At 69.1% G+C, this 3,708-nt stretch carries 4 protein-coding genes; all 4 read left to right on the plus strand.

The features are described from left to right. Positions 1–300 precede the first annotated feature (300 nt). Positions 301–867 (plus strand): SigE family RNA polymerase sigma factor, encoded by a 567-nt coding sequence (locus ABF401_RS09135; protein ID WP_353509235.1) that lies wholly within the window; start codon positions 301–303, stop codon positions 865–867. Continuing rightward, positions 864–1,943: a hypothetical protein gene (locus tag ABF401_RS09140; protein ID WP_353509236.1), complete on the plus strand. Its 1,080-nt coding sequence runs from the start codon at positions 864–866 to the stop codon at positions 1,941–1,943. Before ABF401_RS09135 ends, ABF401_RS09140 begins: the two co-directional genes overlap by 4 nt. Positions 1,944–2,064: 121 nt before the next feature. Beyond that, entirely contained in the window at positions 2,065–2,718 is a 654-nt protein-coding gene (locus ABF401_RS09145) for a PadR family transcriptional regulator (protein ID WP_353509237.1), read from the plus strand. A 3-nt stretch (positions 2,719–2,721) separates the two neighbouring features. Further along, the coding region (locus tag ABF401_RS09150; RefSeq protein WP_353509238.1) for an inositol-3-phosphate synthase at positions 2,722–3,708 on the plus strand (987 nt) is incomplete at its 3' end.

Genomic DNA, 3,708 nt, shown 5'->3' on the forward strand with positions numbered 1-3,708 from the left:
AAACCTCTCGAGCCTGCGCATCAGTATGACCCGTTGACGCGCCATGCGCCGAAATGAACCCCGCCGTCCACAGTGGGCACACAGGCACCAGGCCGAGCCCACCGGCATACGGCACAAACGCGTGCCATATGCCGCTGAGTTCCCGCCCAGCCCGATGCGCGCTCCCAGCCCCGTCACCCCGCAACACGCCCGGCACCACGGAACCCACCCCTGAAGCAACAGTGGTGAGTTTCGAGTTCGCGGGCGTGTTGCAGGTCGGGACGGGCAACCTTTGTCCGGGGCCGGGTGGTCCCTGAGGATGTGACGACGCTGATGCAGCACAACCAAGCGGGGGTGACCGTGGGAAGAGACGGGTTCGACGACTTCGTCGCGGCTCGGTCGACGAGCCTGTTGCGCACTGCCTACCTGTTGACCCACGACCGTGGCCTGGCCGAGGACCTGCTGCAGACGGCGCTGGCCAAGGCGTGGTTCGCGTGGGAGCGCATCGACGGACAGCCCGAGGCCTATGTCCGCAGGATCCTCGTCAACACCTACTCAACGTGGTGGCGGCGCAAGTGGAACGGCGAAGAGCCGACCGAAGACCTCCCCGAGTCCGGCTCCGCGATCGGCCGACTGGGTGAGTCGCACCGAGCAGACGATCGAGCCGACCTGTGGCAGGCGCTCGGCCGGCTGCCCAAGCGGCAGCGCGCCGTGGTCGTGCTCCGCTTCTACGAGGACCTGTCCGAGGCCGAGACCGCCGAGATCCTCGGCTGCTCGGTCGGCACCGTCAAGAGCCAGGCGAGCAAGGCGCTCGCGAAGCTGCGGCTCGACCCCCGACTCATCGTCAGCCAGACGCCCGCGGTTGCTCCGAAGGAGGCCACCCGATGAACCTCACCGACCTGCGTGACGAGCTCGACCTCCGCACGGACGACGTCCGGGCCGACGTCCCCTCCGTCTCGGCCGGCGTCGCCGGCAAGGTGCGCGCGACCAAGCGCCGCCGCACCGCCACAGGGGTCGCGGCCCTGTGCGCCGTGGTTGCCATCGCCGGCACGACCGTCTCGTCGGGGTGGGATCGCTCAGCTCCGCCGGCCCCTGCGGTCTCCCGCCCGGTTGCGACGGTCGGCGCCGACGGGATGCCGTCTCGGATCGTGCCCAAGGCGCCCGGCGACGTCGTCAAGGGCGGCTTGCGCTACCGGGCAATGGTCGCCGACGACAGGCTGGCGGTCGGGTTCATCGGTGACGCGGGCCAGGGCCAGGCCACGCTGCTGTGGGAGCCGACGACAACGCATGTGTCGATCAACGCGGAGTGCCACCTGCCCGGCGTGGATGACGCCACGGCGAAGCGCACCCAGCTCCGGCTGAGCCTGGGCGGGGCCGAGGGGTTCTTCGGCAGCGGGTGCGACTCCCGGCTCCCAGCGGACCGTGACCTCCCGACCGAGGGCTCGGTGCCGGGTGAGGCAGGACAGGGGTGGTCCGAGCTCACCGTGGGGCAGGCTGCCAGCCTCCGGGTCCAGCTCGTCGACGGCACGACCGGAAAACCGACCCAGGTCGAAGGTGCCCTGATCACGGCAGCTGTCTACGAGCTCGGGGCACAGACTCCCGTCACCGACGCGTCCGGCAAGACGGTCGCCGTCGTTCCGGAGGTTCGGGAGCACCAGGGCTACCGGTACAAGCTCGAGGGAGTCGTGACTCGGCCAGCCGCCAAGGGGCCGCTTCCGCAGGTCCGGACGCCAGCCGGCAAGCCGTTCCTGCTCACGTGGGGCTCGGCCGGCCAGGATGCCGCAGACCCCAACCGGGGCGTTCTCTACCTGGAGGGCCTGGCCGAGACCAGTGGAATCGAGGGCGGCGGCTGGAGCACGACAGCGCAGCCGGCACGAGCGGCCGGAACGGCCACGCTGCGCCTGGACGGCCCCCGCCCAGCGGCCGGCACCGACTTCATCGCCGTCTACGTCCCCGCCGAGTGACTCCCGTCCTCGGCCTGAAACCCCGAACGCTGTTCTCTCGATCGAGTGTGTGATCGAGAGAACAGCACTTTGGGGTTATGGCGATGTATCGGGGCGATATATCTGGGTGTAGATTAGGGGCGTGCCCAGACCCACGCGTCCCCCCAGCCGGCGTGCCGCGCTGTTGGAGTTCGCGATTCTCGGCTTGCTGCACGACGGGGCGCTGCACGGCTACGAGCTGCGCAAGCGACTCACCACCGCACTCGGTATCTTCCGGGCCCTGTCGTACGGCTCGCTCTACCCGGCGCTCCGGGCGCTCGTCGCGGCCGGTCACATCACCGAGACCACCGAGCCGCCCGTGCAGGGCAGGCGCCCACGAATCACCTACGAGCTGACGGCCGAGGGCAAGGAGCACTTCCAGGACCTCGTCACGGCCAGCGGCCCGGACGCGTGGGACGACGACGACTTCGACGTCCGTTTCGCCTTCTTCTCGCGGACCCAGCAGGAGGTGCGCCTGCGGATCCTCGAGGGACGACGCTCCCGGCTCGAGGAGCGCCTCGCCAACATCCGCGAGGCGAGCGTGCGCAACCGAGAGCGCCTGGACGGCTACACCATGGCCCTCCAGCAGCACGGTGAGGAGCGGGCCGAGCGCGAGGTCCGCTGGCTTGAAGAGCTCATCAGCGCGGAACGCCGCGCGGCGCTGGACCCCGGCCCAGCGGCATACGACACCGTCGGCGAGCCCCGCCGAAGCAGCACGACACCTGTCAACAAGACCCAGCAAAGAAACAAGGAGTGATCCATGGGATCCGTACGCGTCGCCATCGTCGGCGTCGGCAACTGCGCGAGCTCGCTCGTCCAGGGTGTCGAGTACTACAAGAACGCTGACCCGGCCGGCACCGTGCCGGGCCTCATGCACGTCCAGTTCGGCCCGTACCACGTCCGCGACGTCGAGTTCGTCGCCGCGTTCGACGTCGACGACAAGAAGGTCGGCAAGGACCTCGCCGAGGCGATCAACGCCTCGGAGAACAACACCATCAAGATCTGCGATGTCCCCACGACGGGCATCACGGTCCAGCGCGGCCACACGCTCGACGGGCTCGGCAAGTACTACCGCCTGACGATCGACGAGTCGGCGGCCGAGCCGGTCGACGTCGTCGAGGCGCTGCGCGAGGCCAAGGTCGACGTGCTCGTGTCCTACCTGCCGGTGGGCTCCGAGGAGGCCGACAAGTTCTACGCGCAGTGCGCGATCGACGCGGGCGTGGCCTTCGTCAACGCGCTGCCCGTCTTCATCGCGTCGGACCCCGAGTGGGCGGCGAAGTTCGAGGCAGCCGGCGTGCCGATCATCGGCGACGACATCAAGAGCCAGGTCGGCGCGACGATCACGCACCGCGTCATGGCCAAGCTCTTCGAGGACCGCGGCGTCGTGCTCGACCGGACCTACCAGCTCAACGTCGGCGGCAACATGGACTTCAAGAACATGCTCGAGCGCGAGCGCCTGGAGTCCAAGAAGGTCTCCAAGACCCAGGCCGTCACCTCCAACCTGCACGGCGACCTCGCCGGCAAGGTCGAGGACAAGAACGTCCACATCGGCCCGTCGGATCACGTCGGCTGGCTCGACGACCGCAAGTGGGCCTACGTGCGCCTCGAAGGCCGCGCCTTCGGCGACGTGCCGCTGAACCTGGAGTACAAGCTCGAGGTGTGGGATTCGCCGAACTCGGCGGGCGTCATCATCGACGCCGTCCGTGCGGCGAAGATCGCCAAGGACCGCGGAATCGGCGGCCCCGTC

This window comes from Intrasporangium sp. (genome assembly GCF_040414665.1).
GTDB lineage: Bacteria > Actinomycetota > Actinomycetes > Actinomycetales > Dermatophilaceae > Intrasporangium.

Coding starts and splice junctions, on each gene's coding strand:
- ABF401_RS09140 (WP_353509236.1), top strand. CDS start 864: ATGAACCTCACCGACCTGCGTGACGAGCTCGACCTCCGCACGGACGAC.